This window comes from Thermoleptolyngbya sp. M55_K2018_002, assembly GCF_015295965.1.
GTDB lineage: Bacteria > Cyanobacteriota > Cyanobacteriia > Elainellales > Elainellaceae > Thermoleptolyngbya > Thermoleptolyngbya sichuanensis.
Genome location: NZ_DVEA01000059.1, coordinates 1 through 18,624 on the forward strand (window position 1 = coordinate 1; position 18,624 = coordinate 18,624).

An 18,624-nucleotide genomic window follows, 5' to 3' on the forward strand; every position below is an offset into this window, starting at 1 on the left:
TCGGGAGAAGGGGAGCAAGAGAAGCTTCTAGTCCCTCTCCCGTTCTGGGAGAGGGATTTAGGGTGAGGGAGATCGGCAAAGTTGCACACTGGGTAACTCTTGTAAAAGAAACTCTCGTAAAAGAGTCCCAACCGCCAATTCTAGCGCGTGAGCTTACCAATCTTAAAGATCGGCACAAGATTCACCTGAAAGCAAGGCAGGGGTTGGGGGCAGGGAGGCGGACAGTTAGCGATTTTGGCGCGAGTGGCAGGGAGAGGGGTGTCGCGCGGCACGATGCTGCATAAACTAGAGCCAGAAACAAAACGCCAGAGACACCCATTGGGCGTTTTTTGGGCGTTTGTTGAGCCGTCTAGCGCTGAGGGAACCCCTATGACTGCTGCCGTGTCTACTGCTGCCCCACTGAGCAAATCGCCCTTTAGCCAGATGCAAGCGGTTCCTGAACTGTTTGCCCGCTGCGCCCAGCGACCGGAGATTGCTAATCTAACTGCCGTGCATGATCCCCACAGCACGCCGGAGATCAAGCTGACCTACGCCGAGCTATATCAGCAGATATTGCTATTTGCCGCAGGGTTGCAGGCGCTGGGCATCCAGGAGGGCGATCGCGTCGCCTTGTTTTCCGATAATCGCCCCCGCTGGCTGATTGCCGACCAGGGCATCATGACCGCCGGGGCCATCGACGCAGTACGTGGCTCCCAGGCAGACCGAGGCGAGCTGCGGTTTATTCTCGACAACAGCGAAGCCGTGGCGCTGATTACCGAAGATGCGGCCACGCTCAAGAAAGTCTCGCCCAATCTGGATGACCTGCCGCTGCAAACGGTGATCCTGCTAACGGACGAAACGCTAGACGCGCCGGGGCTAAAGATTCTTAACTTTTCGCAAGTGCTGGAGATGGGCAAAAACCGCGCCGTGCAGCCGCCTACCCAGCGCACCCGTGACACACTGGCCACGCTGATGTATACGTCAGGAACTTCTGGCGTGCCCAAGGGCGTGATGCTGAGCCACGGCAACTTGCTGTCGCAGGTCGAAGGCGCGGCGACAGTGGTCGAACCGCAACCGGGCGATCGCGTCCTCAGCATTCTTCCGATCTGGCACTGCTACGAGCGCACGTTTGAATACTTTATCTTCGCCCACGGCTGCACGCAGATTTACACCAATATTCGCTTTGTCAAGAAAGACCTGAAGGAGTTTCGCCCGCAGTTTATGGTGGGCGTGCCGCGCCTGTGGGAGTCGATTTACGAAGGGATTCAGAAACAGTTCCGCGACCAGCCAGAGAAAAAGCAAAAGCTGGTGAATTTCTTGCTCAAGCAGAGCGATCGCTACGTCAAAGCAAACCGCACCCTGCAAGGACTCAACCTAGACAACCTCAACCCCTCGCCCTTGGACAAGCTGAAGGCCATGGGCGAAGTGGCAATCACCTCTCCGGTCTACCTGCTGGCGGATCGGCTGGTGTTCCAAAAGGTGCGCGACGGCATCGGCGGTCAGATCAAGTTCGTCGTCAGCGGCGGCGGTTCTATTGCCGAGCATCTGGAAGACTTCTTTGAGATGGCAGGCATTCAAATTTTGGGCGGCTACGGACTGACGGAAACCTCGCCCATTACCCATGTCCGCCGCGTCCGGCATAACATGCGCGGAGCCGATGGACAGGCGCTACCTTACACCGAGACGCGCATCGTCAACCCGGAAACTCGCCAGGATTTGCCCCAGGGACAGCAGGGCTTGATCCTGATTCGCGGTCCCCAGGTGATGCAGGGCTATTACAAGAACCCCGAAGCCACCCGCAAGGCAATCGACCCGGACGGCTGGTTTGACACGGGCGACCTGGGCTGGATGACGCAGTGGGGCGACCTGATTATTACCGGCCGCGCCAAGGACACGATTGTTCTCACGAATGGCGAAAACATCGAGCCGCAGCCCATCGAAAACGCCATCATTCGCAGCGTGTATATCGACCAGGTGATGCTGGTGGGACAGGATCAGCGGATGATTGGGGCGCTGGTGGTGCCTAACCTAGAAACACTGGAATCTTGGGCGGCGACGCAGGGCGATGGGGTGCGAAATCTTGACGGCACGATCAACCTGGAATCGAAACCCGTGCAGGACTTGATTCGTCAGGAGTTGACCCAGGCAGTGCAAAATCGACCGGGCTTCCGCCCCGATGAGCGGGTTGGGCCGTTCCGCATCCTCAGCGAGCCGTTTACGGTGGACAATGGGCTGCTGACCCAGACGCTAAAAGTGCGCCGCAACGTTGTGATGGAACGCTATAGCAGTATGATCGAATCGATGTTTGCCTGAGGCCGTTCCCGCATGTTGTATGGTTCGGGAGCGGCGTGAGGGCGATCGCCAGAGTGTTGCACCAGAGCGTGGCACAAACACTTCAAACCTTTATTCAATGGACGATTTCAACTTCCTCATGGACCCCTCCCAATCCTATTTGCTCCTCAAACGCGCTGTGAACGTCAAGGCTGTGGTCACCCCTCGCTGGAAAGAAGAGAAACAGCAGCAGTTGCAACTCCAGATCGACCAGCTTGATGAACAAAAGCAGCAGCTTGAAACCCAAGAGCAGCGCATGATGGCGGAAATGCGAAAGCAAATTATTCGCCCTGACGATCCGGCGATCGCCCAGCAAATGAACAACTTCCAACTCCAGGTCAACCAGCGCAAAAGCGAAATCCTGGAGCGGCGCAATCAGGTCTTGCTGCAACTCCAGCAGGTGCAGCTTTTGGACATGGATCAAGAAGTCAGCGAAGGGCTGGTGGAAGGCTTCTGTCGCGTCGAAATGGGCGATAACCTAATCCGCAAAATGCAGATCGAGGTGCTGCTGCGGGACGGCATCGTGGAGGAAATTCGGGGAGAGCTTTAGACAGGCAGGGTAGAGGGTTGGAGCATGAGGGCAAGCGACCCGATGCTCCCCAAAATCCAAAACCCAAAATCCAAAAATCGATTCCTACCTCTTCATCTCCAAACCCTAACCCCCCCGCCAAAAATCTGCTTCGTATCGCGTTACAATTCAATCTGCTGAGTCTCCATTGTTTTGGGGTTGGGCTTGGCTGCAAAGATTTGAGGGTCGATAGTCGTCGATAGTCACTGATAGTCACTGCTCACAGCAGTCAACCCATAACGGTTCACTGAACGACCCAGCCTGCATTTCACCTTTACTCACGATTTGGGAAGCCGCTCCATGATCCACGAAGTTTTCATGCCTGCGCTCAGTTCTACGATGACCGAGGGAAAAATCGTTTCCTGGGTAAAAGCACCGGGCGACAAAATCGAAAAGGGCGAAACCGTGGTGGTGGTGGAGTCCGATAAGGCAGACATGGACGTGGAGTCGTTCTATGAAGGCTATTTGGCAACGATTATTGTGGACGCAGGCAGCACGGCTCCGGTGGGCGAGGCGATCGCCCTGATTGCCGAAACCGAGGCAGAGATCGAGGCCGCAAAGCAGAAGGCTGCCAGCGCCTCGGCTCCCGCTCCGGCTGCCCCGACTCCTGCGCCTGCGACTACCGAACCGGAACCCGTCGCTGCGACCGTGGAAGAAGCGATCGCCAGCAGCAACGGCAGTTCTGGGCGGCTCGTCGTGTCGCCCCGCGCCCGCAAGCTGGCCAAAGAACTCAAGGTTGACCTAGCCACGCTCAAAGGCAGTGGCCCCCACGGGCGCATTGTCGCCGAAGATGTGGAAGCCGCTGTTGGCAAAGTGTCTGAACCTGCAACTCCGGCAGTGACTCCGGCTCCAGCGGCGATCGCTGCTCCGGTGACTGCGCCTGCTCCGGCTGCGGCAACTCCTAAACCCGCCCCAGCTCCGGCGGCCCCCGTCACACCCGGCCAGGTCGTGCCCCTGACCACGCTGCAAAATGCCGTTGTGCGGAACATGGTCGCCAGCCTGGAGGTGCCCACCTTCCACGTCGGCTATACCATCACCACTGACAACCTGGACAAACTCTACAAGCAGATCAAATCCAAGGGCGTAACGATGACGGCACTGCTGGCCAAGGCAGTTGCCGTGACCCTGAAGAAGCATCCGCTACTCTACGCGGCCTACACCGACCAAGGCATTCAGTACAACAGCGGCATCAATGTGGCGGTGGCGGTGGCAATGGACGATGGCGGACTGATTACGCCCGTTCTGCAAGCCGCTGACCAAATAGATATCTACACCCTGTCGCGCACCTGGAAGGATTTGGTCGATCGCGCCCGCTCCAAGCAGCTCCAGCCCGCAGAATACAGCACAGGAACGTTTACGCTCTCCAACCTGGGAATGTTTGGCGTTGATCGCTTTGATGCTATCTTGCCGCCCGGCCAGGGCGCGATTCTGGCGATCGGCGCATCCCGCCCGCAGGTGGTGGCGACCGCAGACGGACTATTCGGCGTGCGGACGCAAATGCAGGTCAACCTGACTGCCGATCACCGGATTATCTATGGTGCCCATGCCGCAGCGTTCCTCCAAGACCTTGCCAAGCTGATCGAAACCGACGCGCAATCGCTGACGCTGTAACAGTTCGGTGTAACGGTTCAGTCATTCAGGAATACAAAACCCGACGCAAAAAAAGGGAGCGTCTGCGCTCCCTCCTAACTTGCTTCTCAACCTCGGAGATCAAACCCGCAACCGAGCGCTCGAACTCAGCCGAGCTATTCCGCAGACGTGGCCGCTGCGAAGGCTTGGCGAACTTGAACGCTGTTAAACCCAGCTTCCGAAGATTCAAACGTCGCGTCTAGCTCGTCTTCAATCAGGAGGCGATCGCACGGGATCGTGTCCGACAAAATGGCACTGGCCATCATGCCGCAGTGGATTTCTAGCATTGCGTCGGGTACAGCCTCAAAAATGAGTCGCTGCCCCGGAAACACCACGCGCTCAAAATACCAGCCAGGAACGTTGGTGATGCGAGCAATCTGAATTTTGCTAGTCGCGTTCACGTAGCAGCAGAGAATGCGAGCTGACGTATCGGTGGGGACGGGATCGATAATTTGCGCCATAGCCGTGAGGAGCCTCGTGTAATTGCGTGGGTGCTTTAACCCTAACATCCCACGATCCCAAAGGCTGTAAACTCAACTACCAACAATCTGTACGCAAAAATTCACGGGAGTGTGATCCCCGCATGAAGTCAACGGCTGTCAACGGCTTTCAGCGCTGCCTCTGGCTCTGTTTCGGCATTCTGGCGGGCTAGCGATCCATCACCAGCTATTCGTCGAACATCCAGGTATAGAGCGAGGTCGCGTCAACCCACGCAAACCTTCGATAAAACCAGGCCAACAGAAACGCCCTTCAGGAAGGCTATCGTGTTTTTGGGGCTTTCAATCTCTCTGGATACGAAACTTCGATGCACGCCAAGAAAGTCGATGGTATCGTAAAGATATATAAACAAGTGTCTCAGATTCGATATCCGCCTTTTATCGATTTCTCCTCTTATCGGTTTCCATAGAGCGATCTCGACAGATCGACAGATAGACAGACCGATAGATAGACCTTTACGGCTTGACGCTTTCCGACCCCAGATTTACCGGAATCAATCAGCATGACAGCGCAGTTGATGTCTCCACCGACACCGCTCACCCGCCGCGATCGCCTCTCGTCTGAGCGGGTGCTTTATGTGCGCCTTCCGTGCAATCCCATCTTCCCCATCGGTGTCGTCTACCTGTCTGACTACGTCCACAAAGTTTTTCCCGACGTGCAGCAGCGCATTTTTGACCTGGGAGCCGTGCCACCGCTGGATTTTGTCCCCGCGCTCGACCGCTGCATCGACGAGTTTCGCCCAACGCTGCTGGTGTTTTCCTGGCGCGACATTCAAATCTACGCCCCGGTTGGCGGGCGCGGCGGCAACCCGCTGCAAAATGCTTTCGAGTTCTACTATGCTCGCAACCCGCTGGTCAAGCTGCGGGGGGCGCTCGGTGGACTCCGCATGGCCACGTCCTATCTCACGGAACTCTGGCGCAACGAAGGTCTGATCAAGCGCGGACTAAAGCGGGCACGGCGCTACTGCCCAGAGGTTCGACTGGTGGTGGGCGGCGGGGCCGTCAGCGTGTTTTATGAACAGTTGGGCAATATGCTTCCCAAAGGCAGCATTATCTCCGTGGGAGAGGGCGAGGCGCTGCTAGAAAAGCTGCTGCGGGGGCAGGATTTTTCGGATGAGCGGTGCTATGTGGTGGGCGAAACGAAACCGCGCGATCGCCTGATTCACGAACAGCCCGCTCCCCTGGAAAAAGGCGCGTGCAACTACGACTACATCGCCGAGATTTGGCCCGAATTTAGCTACTACCTGCAAGACCAGGATTTTTACGTGGGCGTGCAGACCAAGCGCGGCTGCCCCCACAACTGCTGCTATTGCATCTACACCGTCGTCGAAGGCAAGCAGGTGCGGATTAACCCGGCAGATGAAGTGGTGGCAGAAATGCAGCAGCTCTATCGGCGCGGCGTTCGCAACTTCTGGTTTACCGACGCGCAGTTTATTCCTGCCCGCAAATTCATCGACGACGCGGAGGAACTGCTGCAAAAAATCGTCGATGCGGGCATGACCGATATCCACTGGGCCGCCTACATTCGCGCTGACAACCTGACCCCACGCCTCTGCGAGCTAATGGTGCAGACGGGCATGAACTACTTTGAAATCGGCATCACCAGTGGCTCTCAGGAACTCGTCCGCAAAATGCGGATGGGCTATAACCTGCGGACGGTGCTGCAAAACTGCCGCGATCTGAAGGCAGCCGGGTTTAACAGCTTGGTGTCAGTCAACTATTCTTTTAACGTCATCGACGAAACCTTTGACACGATTCGCCAAACCATCGCCTACCATCGCGCTCTGGAAGATATCTTTGGCGCAGACAAGGTAGAACCCGCCATTTTCTTCATTGGTCTCCAGCCCCACACACACCTAGAGCAATACGCCTTTGATCACGGCATTTTGAAAAAGGGCTATGACCCGCTGGCGATCCATCTGCCCTGGGTGGCGAAAAAGCTGCTGTGGAACCCGGAACCGCTCGGCTCCTTCTTTGGTGAGGTGTGCCTGCAAGCGTGGCAGCAAAACCCCAACGACTTTGGGCGCGAGGTGATGCGGATTTTGGAACAGCGGCTTGGCCGCGCCGAGCTAGAAGAAGCCCTGACGGCGGCGATTCCTGTAGGAACCGCTTCGCGAATCGCCCCTGCGGTCAAGCGGTAAAGCCCCCATGAGGCCGGGTCTACGGGTCTACAGCAAATGGTGATACTGCGGATCGTCTTGCAGCGCCTTGAGGACTTGCTTAATTTCTTGGGTGCGGTCTTTTTTCACCACCAGCGTCACTTTGTGATCGCGCACGATCACCGTATCTTCTAGCCCGATGGTGACAATCAGATCTTCGTCATCAGTGGCATAAAACAGTGCGCCCTGGGTGTCCAGCCCGACGTGACGCGCCAGTTCTACGTTGGGATTGTCGCCCTTTAGCAGCCGCTCAATCGCGTTCCAGTCGCCCAGGTCATCCCAGCTAAAGGCGACAGGCAGCACATAGGCGCGGTCGGTCTTTTCCATCACGGCATAGTCAATGCTCTGCTTGGGGAGCTTGGGATAGGCCGCTGGGCCGTCTTTCATCAGCGGCTGCATCACGTAAGGCGCGTGGGTTTCCAGTTCCGCCAGCATGACTCCCGCCTGAAAGATGAACATACCGCTGTTCCAGCTAAAGCGGCCGCTGGCGAGGAATCCCTCCGCCGTGGCGCGGTCGGGCTTTTCGGTAAAGCGGCTGACCCGGTAGGCGGCGCAGTCGAGATACGTGCCTGCGGGGTCGCCCTGCTCGATGTAGCCATAGCCCGTGGAGGGGAAGCTCGGCGCAATGCCCAGCGTGGCGATCGCCCCCTGTTCTCGCGCCAGATCTGCCGCAGCCCGCAGCGTCTTGTGAAAGGTGGGCAGGTCGCCAATCCAGTGATCTGCCGGGAAAAAGCCGACGATTGCTTCCTCTCCATAGCGGCGGGCAATTTCTAGCGTCGCCCAGGCCACCGCTGGAGCTGTATCTCGTCCCTCGCTTTCCACCAAGAGGTTTGCGTCTGGCAGATCGGGCATCTGCTCTCGCACGCCATCGGCCAGGTGCGCTGCTGTGATCACCCACAGCCCGTCCCATCCGCCCGCAAGGTCAAGGAGGCGATCGCCCGTCGCCTGGAGCAAACTTCTGCCGCTGCCGTCGAGACTGAGAAACTGCTTGGGACGCGCCTTGCGGCTGAGGGGCCAAAACCGTTCGCCCTTGCCGCCTGCCAGAATCACGGGAATCATGCTGCTTGCTCCTCCACGTTTATGCCGCTGCGTTTACCCAATCCCGCCCTATCGTACAAAACTTTTCTCCTGCCTAGGGTTCCCAAAACGGCCGACTTTACCGGATTTTTATCTAGAAAGCCAGGAGACTGCTGAGGGCGGCTTTAGGTTAAGGTCGCTTTGCAAAACCGTCACGCAGCCTACGATGCGATCGCTTTGGGTTTGATAAGGTTATGTCCAGCGGGAGAGTGGGTCGTCTTGTCGAGTGACCCAGGGAATCATATACAAAATGACACATTTGGATAAACTGATTAAGGGCTAGAACTGCTGCTAAGAATTTCGCGGGTTCAATACACATGGACTCGCTGGCTCCGAGGGCATTTCATAGGAGGCATTTCGGAAGCAGCGCAGAGTTTGGATACGAGTTGCAGCCAACGCAGTTACGAGGTGTGAGTCCGAGTGAGACAGTCCAATCCTGAGTCTGAAATTGAGCTTTCTAAACCCGAACAACCTGGTCAAGTCCCCGTAAACTCGCCTTCTCCGCGAGCCTCTGCGGCTGGGGTTTCCCCTAGTTCCTCAAAGCGGGCGATCGCTCCAACTGCCCCGCCAAAGGGACGCAGCGTTTTGAACAAGTTTCTGTGGGTTCTGGCCTTTGTTTCTACGGCGACGGTTTCCGCAACGCTGGGGGCAGCGCTGACGATTTTGATGCCAGAAAAGGGCGATCGCGCCTCGCAGAGCGACCTACGGCAGCGCGTAGGCACGGTACTGGCTAACAGTTTTGGCTATCGAGTGACGCGCCCGGTCAACATTCTGGTCATGGGGGTCGATCACTTTGTAGATGCTCCCGAAGATGCCGAAGACATCGTGCTGGGCGGACGCAGCGATGTCATGCTGCTGGTGCGCGTCGATCCAGCCACTACTACCGCCAGCATCCTGTCCATCCCTCGCGATACACGGGTGGAAATTCCAGGCTATGGTGTTGCCAAAATTAATCACGCAAACCAGGAAGGGGGCGCAGCCCTTGCCGCCCAGACCGTCAGCTACAACCTGGACGGTGTGCCGATCGATCGCTACGTGCGCGTCAGCACCGATTCATTTCGGGCACTGGTCGATTTGCTGGGCGGCATTGAGGTCTACGTTCCCTTCCGAATGGAATACGAAGACGTAACCCAAAAGCTAAAAATTGACCTAGAAGAAGGCCATCAATGGCTAAACGGCGACCAAGCAGAGCAATTTGCCCGCTACCGCAACGATGGGCAGGGGGATATTGGGCGGGTGCAGCGCCAGCAGCAGCTTTTGAGAGCGCTCAAGGATCGATTGGCCAGCCCGGCAACCGTAACCAAACTGCCGCAAATTATCGCGCTGATGCAGGAGTATGTCGATACCAACCTGACACTAGAGGAAATGCTGGCGCTGGGCAACTTTGCGCTGACGATGGAGCGGAGTGACCTGCGGATGGTGATGCTGCCCGGTCGGTTTAGCCGGCCCGACGAGTCGATCGCCAGCTATTGGATCTTGAACCGTCGTGAGCGCGATCGCATCATGCGGGACTACTTCCAGGTGCCAGGGATGGATGTACAGCTAGCCCGCAGCGCCGACCCCAGTTCCCTCCGCATTGCCGTGCAAAATGCCAGCGGCGACGGGCGAGCAACGCGCCGGTTGGTGCGCTATCTGCGCGAGCAGGGGTTCTACAACGTTTACGTCATTCCAGATTGGTCAGTCTGGGAAGGCGAAACCCAGGTGATTGCTCAGCGAGGCGACCTAGAGGGGGCAGCAATCGTGCAGCGATCGCTCGGCGTGGGCGAGGTGGTGTCGGCCTCCATTGGCGATCTGGAATCCGACCTGACGATCCGGATCGGCACCGACTGGGTGGAGCGAGCCGCTAGCGGACAAGAGCATGTTGTGAACTAAGTGCTTGCCCCGTTTTGCCCTGTTTCTAGCCATCCCGCACCAGACAACTCTCCAGCGAGGGCGGATGCGGTTCCAAAGGAACCATGAGAAGAGGAACCATGAGAAAATAGCGTTGGTAGATCTGTTGATCAACACGTTGGCAAACGCTGCTGACGGGCGGTGTAAAACCGTGAAACAACGTGAGACAACGATGCTGCTGCGATGCGTTTGGGTTCGGTGAGATGGTCAAGCATCCTGTGAAATCGGTTGTGGTACGCGGGCTGGGGTTGCTCCTGGCTGTGGGGTTGGCCTGCCTGTGGGTGATGCTGAGCGCAGTTCCGGCGATCGCCGCTGTGGACACAGTGAACTACAACAACGCCGACCTGAAAGGGCAGGACTTTTCGCACACAGACCTGTCCGGCAAGGCGTTCGTCTCCGCAGAGATGCGCGACATCAACCTGGAAGGCTCTGACCTGAGCAACGCTATTCTCACCAAAGCAGTGATGCTGCGGGCTAACCTGCGGAATGCCAACCTGACCGCCGCGCTGGTGGATCGGGTCTTTCTAGTGGGCGCAGACCTGACCAACGCCATTTTGGAAGATGCCACCATGACCCGCACCAGTTTTGAAGACGTGACCGTGACGGGGGCAGACTTTACCAACGCCATCCTCGACCGCTACGAAATTTCCAAGCTGTGCGATCGCGCTGAGGGCATAAACCCAGTGACGGGCGTGGCTACGCGAGACAGTCTCGGCTGTCGCTGAGGCTTGCAAAATCCCCAGTCGAGGCGCTAGCATGGTTCAAATGAACTATTTTCCGCCATGCGTGCCCGACTAGAAAACAACCTCCTCTTCCTCCACTGCGACGATGTGCCGCCTTACAAGAAAACGGGGTCGCAGGTGCGAAATACTTACTTTTGGGCGCTAAAGGCGATCGCCGCCCATGCCCCCTATGCCCGCGATTGGGAATTTGACCCGGAGGTGTGGGTCGCTCTGCAACGCCTGTTGCTGTCTTTTGCCGAGTCGGGCTATTTGGGTCTGCGCGAAACCCTGCTGGAGTTTCCGCCAGACACCCCGATTCCCGATCCGCTCCGGGCGGTGTCTACGTGGGAGTAGGCGCTCCGGGAGGATTGCTCTACACCAGTCTGGTTAAAACCAGTCTGGTTGAAAATTTTGGGTTTTGGAGTTAGGACTTACGCAGTTGAACGACTTCTCGCGGGCTGCGCCCGCGAGAAGTCGCTCAAAATCTAGAAAAAGTTTGGATTTTGGAGTGGGTTCAGACCTCTAACTCCTACCTTTTCTCAAACGACTACTTTTTCTTTAGGGTTTGTGACCCTACCAGATTCGGCATTTTGGGCGGCGGGATGGAGGGCAGCACGCCGTCTTTCAGCAGCGATTGCGTGGGCGTGGGAACGCTGGAGAGCGTGTGAGCAGGCAGCACCGAAACGTGGGGGGTTGCTACAGAGGAAATGACATCACTGCCCAGGATTGAAGTATTGACTGGGGGCGGCGCGGGCGGGGTGCTGCCGGAATAGAGGGTGGTGTTGACGGGCGATCGCAGGCTTGGAAACAGAGCAGGATTCAAAACGGACGTGTCTACCTGAACGTCGGGGTGATCCGAGGGATGCTTCGGTAAACGGCCCAACGCTCCATTAATAGGAGGCGGGACTTGTGAAGGGTCAATGCTCATGGCTTTTTCCTTTTTCAGGATTGGCTGAAACCTAGCATATCGCCCACACTGCACCAGAATTGCACCAGAATTATGTCGATCTGTTGCGGTGCTGCTGTTGCCAGAGATGCGGCACGTCTGCCCTGCCCAGCGCAGACTCCAGTTGCCTGCGTTATTTTATGGCGATGTCAATAATCTTGATGTTAAGATACTTACCATATTCTTGATGTCAAGTATCTTAGTATCGAGATAAATTGCCAGGGAGCTGCAAATATGAATGGACGCACGATTTTTCTGTTGGCCGCCCTTGCTGGGGGCGCGATTTTGCCTGTTCAAGTCGCAATTAACACGCTGCTGCGTCGATATGTAGGGGAGCCGATGCAGGTGACGTTCATTTCCTACCTGGCGGGGACGCTGGCTTCGCTGGCGATTTGTCTGGTGGCCCGCTACCCCCTCCCTGCGGCGACCTCGCTGGCGCAAACGTCTTGGTGGATGTGGGTGGGCGGCTGCTTGGGCACGCTCTACGTCTGGTCTACGATTTTCACCACACCCCGAATTGGGGCAGCGCTGGCGCTTTCGCTGACTATCGCAGGTCAACTGATTGCTGCGCTGTTTCTAGATCACTATGGGGCCTTCGGACTCACTCGCTATGCCGCCAATCCAACTCGTATCGCGGGTGTGGTGCTGGTGATTTTGGGCGTGTCGCTGGTGTCTTACGTCAGACGGTAGTCGATTTTGGATGTTTCTTAAAAATCCTCATCTTCTTCGTCTCCGGCTCGATCGTCCGTCAGCGTTTCGATCAGCAGCGACATCTGCGCCTGCTGCTGTGCCAAAAACGCATCACACTGGTTCAATTGCTCAACGGCGATCGCAAACTGACTGAACACCGCCGCCAGATCCAGATCGCCTGTCTCAATCTGTTCGATGATGTCTTCAACCTGGGCGATCGCCGTTTCATAGTGCCAATCGGGAGTTTTCTTAGGAGGCATACCAGCTTAGAAGTTGGGCTTTAGCAGTCAAGGAATTGGACAAACCGTTTTCAGCAACAGTTCTGGAGATCGGACGTTTTTGCATCAACTCAGGGAACCTTGCCACTTCTCAACGACACTTGGATCAGGATGAGATCGCACCCCTCGTTCCTCCAAACAATCCACAAAGCAATCAACGCTAATTGATACTCCAAGCTCACCTGCGTCATCTAGGTCTTGAAGCCATTTCTTCAGAGAAGTAATCATATATGGGGGGAAATCAGCGTTGATGAGGGATTTCTCAAAATCCCAATCAGAAATCGTTGTTCTGGAAATCAAGTCACGGGCTTTGTAACGATAGATGCAAAGGGCGCGGGGTAGGGGAATGTAGGTTGGCATGAGGTCAAAAAGATAAACGAGATATCGGAAACGTCGGCTTCGACGGAGCCAGTCATAAATCTCCCGCGACTCGGACTGGTCAAGGCAATGCTCCACCTTCATCAGACACCAGAGCCAAATACTCAGACCCTTAACCGCAAGCCAATGCAAAGGGCTTCCTGACCGCCTGCTTCTGAGCCTCACAATTCTCAACCGCTTTTTAAGAGCATTTTCGGCATTTAGCAGCCAGTCAACAAAGCTACGCTGATTACCGAAGGTCTGCAACCCCTGTGCCTCAATCCATAGCGAAGAGAGAATTTGACAGGCTTCCGTATCCAGTTGATCTAGTTTTCTATAGTCGCCGAGAGAAAAATTTGACCGTTCTACCAAATTCTTGAAGGAGCGAATACCAGCCACAAACTGTTCTGATTTCTTCTTGGAAACCAAGCCCCAAAGCAAGGAAACGAGAAATGCTGCCGATGCAACAAAGAGGGCTGCCAAAGCAAGACTTAGTAGGTAGCCTATTACTGTCTGCAAATCTTGCACTTCGTGAAAGACCTTGCCAAATAAGGTCTGTGGAAGGCTCGTTGAATCGAGCTTTAGATCAATGAAATTGGGAAGTGCCAAAACAGGAGCCGCAAGTGCTGCAATAATGCCAAGGCGACGAGTCCATACCTCCAAGCTTTCCTGCGTCATTCGATCGGCTTGTTGCAGCATCGAATTCACGGTTTCTACAGAGCGTCCAACACTCCCTAACAGTTGTTCGTCCCATTCCTTCAAAGATTGCAGGGGCTGTTTCCAGTAGTGATAAGGGTAAGCATCCAACAGGGCTTCTCGCAAATCATTGAGATGGGCATCCTGACAAGAAGAATACGTCAGATTTCGATCCCAAAAGTCTTCTGTTCCATCTCGATAGCCGTCGAATGTGCGCTTTATCTGAGCAACATCACTACTTACTTTCTCTAGCGAAGACTGCACTTGTCGCAACGGAAGTGAGAGTTTTTCCATCTCCAGGTAGACTTTTTTCAAAAGCCCGCCGCTGATAGTTGGCAAGAAACTGGTTGCGTTATTAATCAAATCACTCAGCCCATCCAGAGTTCCGCCCCACCTGGCCTGTCGAGATAACAAAGGCTCATAATCAGTGGAAATCAGGCGTAATTCATGCGCGATCGAAAACTCCAGGTAGCTGAGTTGATGAGCAATAAAATATAAATCTCTTTCTAGTTCTTGTTCAGTGAATAATTTTCCCCTGAGAAGTGGAAAAATCAAGTATCGGGGATGATGGACATCTTTGCTAATTCGGGCACGCCGCAGTGTCAAGAAGTCTCCTTCTAACACGCCCCCGCTTACTTCTTTTGCAAAGGGATCGTCCGACCCAAGACAGGTTTTGACTAGGGGATACAAACTATCCGATTTCTTAGATGCCAACTCTTCTGCACAGGAGGGCGAGTCAACATATTGAGCAAAGTAAAAAATGGGAGATATTGCTTCGCAGTCCTTTGCAAATTCTGGCTGTGCTATGCCCAAGCCGCAGAAGGATCTGATCTTAGCAAAGACTGTTTCCAACTTGTTCCACATCACGTCTTGCAGCAAGAAGCTTGCCTCATCCACAGACAAATTGGGAACGGCATCGGGTTGAGATTGCAGATCATTGGACGGTGGCGGGGCCCAATAGCCACCTGTCGGGTAGCTTCTCCACAAAGCCAATATCGGGTTGTAGATTAAGCGATTTTGGCTGACAGTGAATTCAACAAATGAAAGTGACCAGAAAATAGAGCAAGAAGACCAATCGATAGAACTTAGGATTTGCTCAATGTAGAGACAAAGTTGTTCCCCGCGAAGTGTTTCATCGAAGTGTTTTTTTAGGGCTGCCAAAAAATTTTGGGGATAAAGCGGCGCAAAAAACATGCACTGGCGTTTGTTAAAAGCATCTCGAAACCGAGACTCGGACGACGCAGTTTGAAGTTGAACAGCATAGTCTTCAAACTCTCTTTGCATTTCATCGTTCCACTGCTGAGCCGCCTCAGGGTCTAGCCAATTCCAAGATTTGCCCTCGCCAGATACGCCCAAGCTTGCCCCTGGTATGTCTAAGAACACTTGAATCAGTTTGTGAACTGCTTGTGCGTGGTCGGTTGCATCCCTGTTATTCGTGCGCCAGTAGAGAGGGTAGCTGGTCAAGAGCGCAACTCGAGTGAACCCTTCTGATGGAGATAATGAGGATTCGTCTGCTTCCTGAGTATTCATTTATCGACCTCCCCTAGCCCTTGCTAGTTGAGTATTAATACTGATACCCCTATTGTCGCTGCAAATTTTGGGGCAAGAGGCAGGCATTTATTATTCTTTGCATAGGTTCATATTGTGTCTATAGGATGCTTTTCACTTCGGCAACCAGTTCGCCCTGAGCCAGGGAAATGGTCAACCTGTCGCCAGGGCGGAGGGTTTCAGCAGAGCGGGCGATCGCCCCATTTTCCTGGCGCACCACCGCATAGCCCCGCCGGAGAACAAGGGCCGGGTCGAGGGTTTGCAGGGTTTGGCGCAGGTAGAGTGTATGCTGCTGGGCCTGCTGGAGCCGCTGCTGGGTGCTGCGGATGAGCCGCTGGCGCAGGGACGCAACGACCTGGATACGCTGCTGCACCTGGCGATCGAGCCGCAGTCGGGAAAGGCGATCGCGCAGTCGTGCAACATGCCGCTGCTCCTGCTCAACCCGCTCGGCGGCAACGCGGTAGAGCGCCAAACACCGCTGCTGATGCTCTTCCACCAGATCATCCAAAATGGGAACCACCGCCTCAGCCGCCGCCGTTGGCGTGTGGGCGCACAAATCGGCCGCCAAGTCAGCCAGCGACTCATCCCGCTGATGCCCAATGCCCGTGATCACCGGAATAGAACATTCCGCCACAGCCCGCACCACGCGCTCGTCATTGAAACAGTCCAAATCTTCCGCTGCGCCGCCGCCCCGCGACAGGATGAGTACGTCCGCCCGACCGTCCTGCTCAACCCGACGGATCGCCTGAGCAATCGACGGCGGAGCTAGTTCTCCCTGCACTATTGCAGGCGACAGCAGCACCCGCAGCCCTGGATAGCGATGAGACAGGGTGCGCTGGATATCGCCCCAAGCGGCGGCTTGCGGCGAAGTAACCACGGCCACCACGCGGGGATGAGACGGAAGCGGGCGCTTGCGGTCTGGGTCAAACAGTCCCTCCGCCTCTAGCCGATTTCGCAGTTGCCGATGACGGAGCGATCGCAGCCCTTCGCCCGCAGGCAGCACTTGCCAGATCGTCAGTTGATAGCTGCCCCGCGCTGGATACACCTTGATTTGCCCCAGCACAATCACCTGTTCTCCCCGAGCGGGCATCACCGCCAGCCGATCAAGCTGACTATTCCACACCACCGCGTTGATGGCCGCCTGCTCATCCGGGTCTTGCAGCGTCAAAAATAAGCCGCTGCGGTGAGGATTCACGCTCGATACTTCGCCCGTCACCCACACCTGCTGAAGCTGCTCATCGTCTTCCAGCAAGGACTGGATGTAGTGGGTCAGCCCCCCTACTGACAGGGCTGTATTGGGATAGCGCAGAGAAGAAGACACAATAAGGCTTGGGGGCTAAGGTTCAAAACTGGGCACACTTGGGTCTAAACGCTGACTCAGCAATAAACTTCACGATCAGCGACGATCAGCGACTTGGCCGACTAGCAGGGACAAAGTTCTTGCACTAGAATAGTACAGACGTATCTGAATCTTCAAGATTAGCGCATTGGATGCATCCCACTTTTGTAGCCCTCACCCTGAATCCTTCTCCCGCTTTGGGAGAGGGACTTCCAATCCGGCACCCCTTCTCCTGCTTTGGGAGAAGGGGCGGGGGAATGAGGGCAAACTTGCAGAACTAGGATGCGCCCAGCGCATTACGCTTCTAAAGCGTCCTCAGAGGGCGATCGCAAATTGAACCACAGTAAATCGAAACATCGAATCACAATCAATCAAGAGATCAAATTGAGACAGGATCAGATTTAGACTCAAAAGTGGCGTTTCCGAATCCAATGAGAGATTTAAACTAAAGGTTCATTAGATTCATGACTGAGATTAATTCATTCATCTCTGGCTTTGGAATATGGTGCCCCCTTTACAGACTACTTGGTCTTCTAGGCTGCTTGCTTTCATAAATTTGCTTTCATAAACAATTCACTCCTCCTGCTCACTCCTCCCGCATCTGTACCCCTCCTGCATTTAGAAGAGGCCCTAATGGCTAAGGCGACTGACAATAGCAAAGTATCGGAACCCAAAGAATCCAAAGAAAGCGCCGAAAAGCGGAAAGCGCTGGACATGGTGATGTCCCAAATCGACCGCAACTTTGGCAAAGGCACGATTATGCGACTGGGGGATGCCAGCCGCATGAAGGTGGAAACCATTCCCACGGGTGCGTTGACGCTCGATCTGGCGCTGGGCGGCGGGCTGCCCAAGGGACGGGTGATTGAGATTTACGGGCCAGAGAGTTCTGGAAAAACCACGCTGGCGCTCCATGCGATCGCCGAAGTGCAGAAATCTGGCGGCACGGCTGCCTTTGTAGATGCCGAACACGCGCTTGATCCGACCTATTCAGCAAACCTGGGCGTAGATATCGACAATCTGCTGGTATCCCAGCCCGACACAGGTGAGGCGGCGCTCGAAATCGTGGATCAACTGGTGCGCTCCACCGCCATCGATTTGGTCGTGGTGGACTCAGTGGCGGCGCTGGTGCCCCGCGCGGAAATCGAGGGCGAAATGGGCGATACTCATGTCGGCTTGCAGGCGCGGCTGATGAGTCAGGCGCTTCGCAAAATTACGGGGAACATTGGCAAAACAGGCTGTAGCGTCATTTTCCTGAACCAACTCCGGCAAAAAATCGGCATCTCCTACGGCAACCCTGAAACCACCACGGGCGGCAACGCGCTGAAGTTCTACGCCTCGGTGCGACTGGATATTCGCCGGATTCAAACGCTGAAAAAAGGAACCGAAGAATACGGCATCCGCGCTAAGGTCAAGGTCGCCAAAAACAAGGTCGCGCCGCCGTTTCGCGTGGCAGAGTTTGACGTGATTTTCGGGCAGGGCATTTCCACCTACGGCTGTTTGATGGATTTGGCGGAAGAGACTGGCGTGGTGACTCGCAAAGGGGCGTGGTACAGCTACAACGGCGAGAACATTAGCCAGGGCCGCGACAACGCCATCAAATACATGGAGGAAAATCCCGACTTTGCCAAAGAGGTGGATCAGCTAGTGCGGCAAAAGCTGGAGATGGGTGCGGTCGTGTCTGCGAACTCGGTTGCGCCGCCGGATGCGGACGATGAAGACTACGACGAGCTAGAAGACGAGGAATAGCAGTCTGGATAGTCTGACCACAGATGTTTTAGTCGTCGGCGGCGGCACGGGCGGCACAGCGGCAGCGATTCAGGCGGCGCGGCGCGGTGCGGCGGTGGTGCTGGTGAGCGAGGTTTCCTGGCTGGGAGGAATGCTAACCAGCGCAGGTGTAAGCGCTCCCGATGGCAACGAG

At 55.6% G+C, this 18,624-nt stretch carries 16 protein-coding genes; 10 read left to right on the top strand and 6 right to left on the bottom strand.

Going from position 1 to position 18,624, the window contains the following annotated elements:
* Nucleotides 1–369: 369 nt before the first annotated feature.
* The 3 genes from IGS51_RS02870 (at nt 370) to IGS51_RS02880 (ending at nt 4,489) form a co-directional block, all read left to right on the top strand.
* On the top strand, nt 370–2,292 hold the full coding sequence (locus IGS51_RS02870) for a long-chain fatty acid--CoA ligase (protein WP_297075650.1): 1,923 nt from the start codon (nt 370–372) through the stop codon (nt 2,290–2,292).
* A gap of 118 nt (nt 2,293–2,410) precedes the next feature.
* Nucleotides 2,411–2,860, top strand: a complete 450-nt coding sequence (locus IGS51_RS02875; RefSeq protein WP_068516377.1) for a YlqD family protein — start codon at nt 2,411–2,413, stop codon at nt 2,858–2,860.
* A 318-nt stretch (nt 2,861–3,178) separates the two neighbouring features.
* A complete protein-coding gene (locus IGS51_RS02880) occupies nt 3,179–4,489 on the top strand; it encodes a dihydrolipoamide acetyltransferase family protein (protein WP_297075653.1) in 1,311 nt (436 codons plus the stop codon).
* A 134-nt stretch (nt 4,490–4,623) separates the two neighbouring features.
* Here IGS51_RS02880 and IGS51_RS02885 read toward each other — a convergent pair whose 3' ends face one another.
* A complete protein-coding gene (locus IGS51_RS02885) occupies nt 4,624–4,968 on the bottom strand; it encodes a DUF1830 domain-containing protein (protein WP_297075656.1) in 345 nt (114 codons plus the stop codon).
* 554 nt (nt 4,969–5,522) lie between these two features.
* Between IGS51_RS02885 and IGS51_RS02890 the strand changes: the two genes are divergently transcribed.
* Nucleotides 5,523–7,145 carry a photosystem II high light acclimation radical SAM protein gene (locus IGS51_RS02890; protein ID WP_297075684.1) on the top strand — a complete coding sequence of 541 codons (1,623 nt, stop codon included), beginning with the start codon at nt 5,523–5,525 and terminating at the stop codon, nt 7,143–7,145.
* A 27-nt stretch (nt 7,146–7,172) separates the two neighbouring features.
* Here the strand turns inward: IGS51_RS02890 and IGS51_RS02895 are convergent, their stop codons facing one another.
* Nucleotides 7,173–8,222 (bottom strand): mannose-1-phosphate guanylyltransferase, encoded by a 1,050-nt coding sequence (locus IGS51_RS02895; RefSeq protein WP_297075658.1) that lies wholly within the window; start codon nt 8,220–8,222, stop codon nt 7,173–7,175.
* 603 nt (nt 8,223–8,825) lie between these two features.
* Here IGS51_RS02895 and IGS51_RS02900 point away from each other — a divergent pair.
* From IGS51_RS02900 to IGS51_RS02910, 3 genes are all read left to right on the top strand, one after another.
* Entirely contained in the window at nt 8,826–10,112 is a 1,287-nt protein-coding gene (locus tag IGS51_RS02900; RefSeq protein ID WP_297075663.1) for an LCP family protein, read from the top strand.
* Between the two features lie 221 nt (nt 10,113–10,333).
* Complete coding sequence (locus IGS51_RS02905; protein WP_297075665.1) at nt 10,334–10,855, top strand: pentapeptide repeat-containing protein; 522 nt, start codon at nt 10,334–10,336, stop codon at nt 10,853–10,855.
* 57 nt (nt 10,856–10,912) lie between these two features.
* On the top strand, nt 10,913–11,206 hold the full coding sequence (locus IGS51_RS02910) for a hypothetical protein (protein ID WP_297075668.1): 294 nt from the start codon (nt 10,913–10,915) through the stop codon (nt 11,204–11,206).
* A gap of 193 nt (nt 11,207–11,399) precedes the next feature.
* Here the strand turns inward: IGS51_RS02910 and IGS51_RS02915 are convergent, their stop codons facing one another.
* Nucleotides 11,400–11,735, bottom strand: a complete 336-nt coding sequence (locus tag IGS51_RS02915) for a hypothetical protein (protein WP_297075670.1) — start codon at nt 11,733–11,735, stop codon at nt 11,400–11,402.
* Nucleotides 11,736–12,032: 297 nt separating this feature from the next.
* Between IGS51_RS02915 and IGS51_RS02920 the strand changes: the two genes are divergently transcribed.
* The gene (locus IGS51_RS02920; RefSeq protein ID WP_297075673.1) at nt 12,033–12,488 is read left to right on the top strand and encodes a DMT family transporter; all 456 of its coding nucleotides are present in this window, start codon (nt 12,033–12,035) and stop codon (nt 12,486–12,488) included.
* Between the two features lie 17 nt (nt 12,489–12,505).
* Here IGS51_RS02920 and xseB read toward each other — a convergent pair whose 3' ends face one another.
* The 3 genes from xseB to xseA form a co-directional block, all read right to left on the bottom strand.
* The gene (gene xseB, locus IGS51_RS02925) at nt 12,506–12,748 is read right to left on the bottom strand and encodes an exodeoxyribonuclease VII small subunit (RefSeq protein ID WP_277773892.1); all 243 of its coding nucleotides are present in this window, start codon (nt 12,746–12,748) and stop codon (nt 12,506–12,508) included.
* A gap of 84 nt (nt 12,749–12,832) precedes the next feature.
* On the bottom strand, nt 12,833–15,349 hold the full coding sequence (locus IGS51_RS02930) for a hypothetical protein (RefSeq protein WP_297075677.1): 2,517 nt from the start codon (nt 15,347–15,349) through the stop codon (nt 12,833–12,835).
* Between the two features lie 118 nt (nt 15,350–15,467).
* Nucleotides 15,468–16,688, bottom strand: a complete 1,221-nt coding sequence (gene xseA / locus IGS51_RS02935; protein ID WP_297075680.1) for an exodeoxyribonuclease VII large subunit — start codon at nt 16,686–16,688, stop codon at nt 15,468–15,470.
* A gap of 651 nt (nt 16,689–17,339) precedes the next feature.
* On the opposite strand from xseA, the gene recA reads away from it, so the two are divergent.
* Complete coding sequence (gene recA, locus IGS51_RS02940) at nt 17,340–18,452, top strand: recombinase RecA (RefSeq protein ID WP_172358577.1); 1,113 nt, start codon at nt 17,340–17,342, stop codon at nt 18,450–18,452.
* Between the two features lie 4 nt (nt 18,453–18,456).
* On the top strand, nt 18,457–18,624 hold a 168-nt coding region (locus IGS51_RS02945), incomplete at its 3' end, for an FAD-dependent oxidoreductase (RefSeq protein WP_297075687.1).

Bases quoted from the DNA above. Each gene is read 5' to 3' on its own strand.
- IGS51_RS02870 (WP_297075650.1), top strand. From the start codon at position 370: ATGACTGCTGCCGTGTCTACTGCTGCCCCACTGAGCAAATCGCCCTTT.
- IGS51_RS02875 (WP_068516377.1), top strand. From the start codon at position 2,411: ATGGACCCCTCCCAATCCTATTTGCTCCTCAAACGCGCTGTGAACGTC.
- IGS51_RS02880 (WP_297075653.1), top strand. From the start codon at position 3,179: ATGATCCACGAAGTTTTCATGCCTGCGCTCAGTTCTACGATGACCGAG.
- IGS51_RS02885 (WP_297075656.1), bottom strand. From the start codon at position 4,968: ATGGCGCAAATTATCGATCCCGTCCCCACCGATACGTCAGCTCGCATT.
- IGS51_RS02890 (WP_297075684.1), top strand. From the start codon at position 5,523: ATGTCTCCACCGACACCGCTCACCCGCCGCGATCGCCTCTCGTCTGAG.
- IGS51_RS02895 (WP_297075658.1), bottom strand. From the start codon at position 8,222: ATGATTCCCGTGATTCTGGCAGGCGGCAAGGGCGAACGGTTTTGGCCC.
- IGS51_RS02905 (WP_297075665.1), top strand. From the start codon at position 10,334: ATGGTCAAGCATCCTGTGAAATCGGTTGTGGTACGCGGGCTGGGGTTG.
- IGS51_RS02910 (WP_297075668.1), top strand. From the start codon at position 10,913: ATGCGTGCCCGACTAGAAAACAACCTCCTCTTCCTCCACTGCGACGAT.
- IGS51_RS02920 (WP_297075673.1), top strand. From the start codon at position 12,033: ATGAATGGACGCACGATTTTTCTGTTGGCCGCCCTTGCTGGGGGCGCG.
- xseB (WP_277773892.1), bottom strand. From the start codon at position 12,748: ATGCCTCCTAAGAAAACTCCCGATTGGCACTATGAAACGGCGATCGCC.
- IGS51_RS02930 (WP_297075677.1), bottom strand. From the start codon at position 15,349: ATGAATACTCAGGAAGCAGACGAATCCTCATTATCTCCATCAGAAGGG.
- recA (WP_172358577.1), top strand. From the start codon at position 17,340: ATGGCTAAGGCGACTGACAATAGCAAAGTATCGGAACCCAAAGAATCC.